The sequence below is a fragment of the Vibrio sp. Vb1554 genome (assembly GCF_033344235.1).
In genome coordinates, this window is the sequence record NZ_JAWPOJ010000286.1 from 1 (window position 1) to 1214 (window position 1214).

Below are 1214 nucleotides of genomic sequence, written 5' to 3' on the forward strand. Positions count from 1 at the left end.
TCTGTGTCGCTGGAACAAATTGAGCAAGCTTTTATCTCCAAACAAATGGAACTGGTTTCTGATTTGGTTCACGGCGTGATCAGCCGTCACCTCAGCCTTGAACGTGAAGTCAAGTTAAGAAAGCGAGCGGAAGAGTCAGAAAAAGCGACGAAAGAGTTTGTCGCGATGATTAACCACGAGTTAAGAACGCCACTTAATGGCGTACTCGGCAGCGCAGAGCTGTTAAGCAAAACTCAGTTGGGAGAAGATCAACGGCAATATCTCGGTAATTTGATTCAGTCGGGCGATTTACTTCGCGTCATCATCAACGACTTGCTCGACTTCAGCAAGATGAATGCTGGCATGATGGAAATTATCGACAAGGTTGTTGCGTGGGATGATCTCGAAAAAGCCATTACGGGCGTATTTGCTGCGAAAGCGGCAGAGAAGCGCATTCATTTTTCTATCGACAAGAAGTTGGGCATTCCGGAGTTTCTGATTGGCGATTTAGAACGAATCACCCAAATCTTAGTCAATCTGATTGGGAACGCGATCAAATTTACCCATTTGGGCGGCGTGGTCTTGCGAGTCGAGTGGGTAAACGGCACTGCGTTTTTTGAGGTGGAAGATACCGGAATTGGGATACCGTTAGCGGCGCAAAGTTCGTTGTTTGACCCTTTTGTACAAGTTGACCGTTCGGCAAAACGCAGTTTTGAAGGCTCAGGTTTGGGCTTAGCGATTTGTAAGAACCTCGTGGATTTAATGCAAGGTGAGATCAGTTTCGAAAGTGAAGAGCGCAAAGGTACAACCTTTAAAGTTTCCATCCCTTTAAAAGAGGGGCAAGCTCAAGGCGCAGCGTCGGGGGAGTTGGCTGTTGTCGAACGAAGCGACTTAGCTGGGCGCTCGATATTGGTGGTGGATGATATCCGAATGAACCAAGTCATTGTGACGCAGATGCTGAAAAAGCTCGACATTACTCCTGATTTAAAAGCCAATGGTTTGGAAGCGCTAGAAGCGGTTAAAAACAAAGATTACGAATTGATATTTATGGATTGTCGAATGCCGGAAATGGATGGTTACGAAGCAACGGCTCACTTGCGACAAAAAGGCTTCGACCGTCCTATCATCGCCTTAACAGCAGGCACAACGATTGAAGAACGTCAAAAGTGCATTGATTCAGGCATGGACGACATCCTCACTAAGCCGTACACCGCAACCGATATCGAACAGATTAT

General features: G+C 46.5%; 1 protein-coding gene. It reads left to right on the top strand.

Annotated features, from left to right (window positions below; all coding sequences use genetic code 11):
• On the top strand, window positions 1-1214 hold a 1214-nt coding region (locus tag R8N28_RS25700; protein WP_318183719.1), incomplete at both ends, for an ATP-binding protein.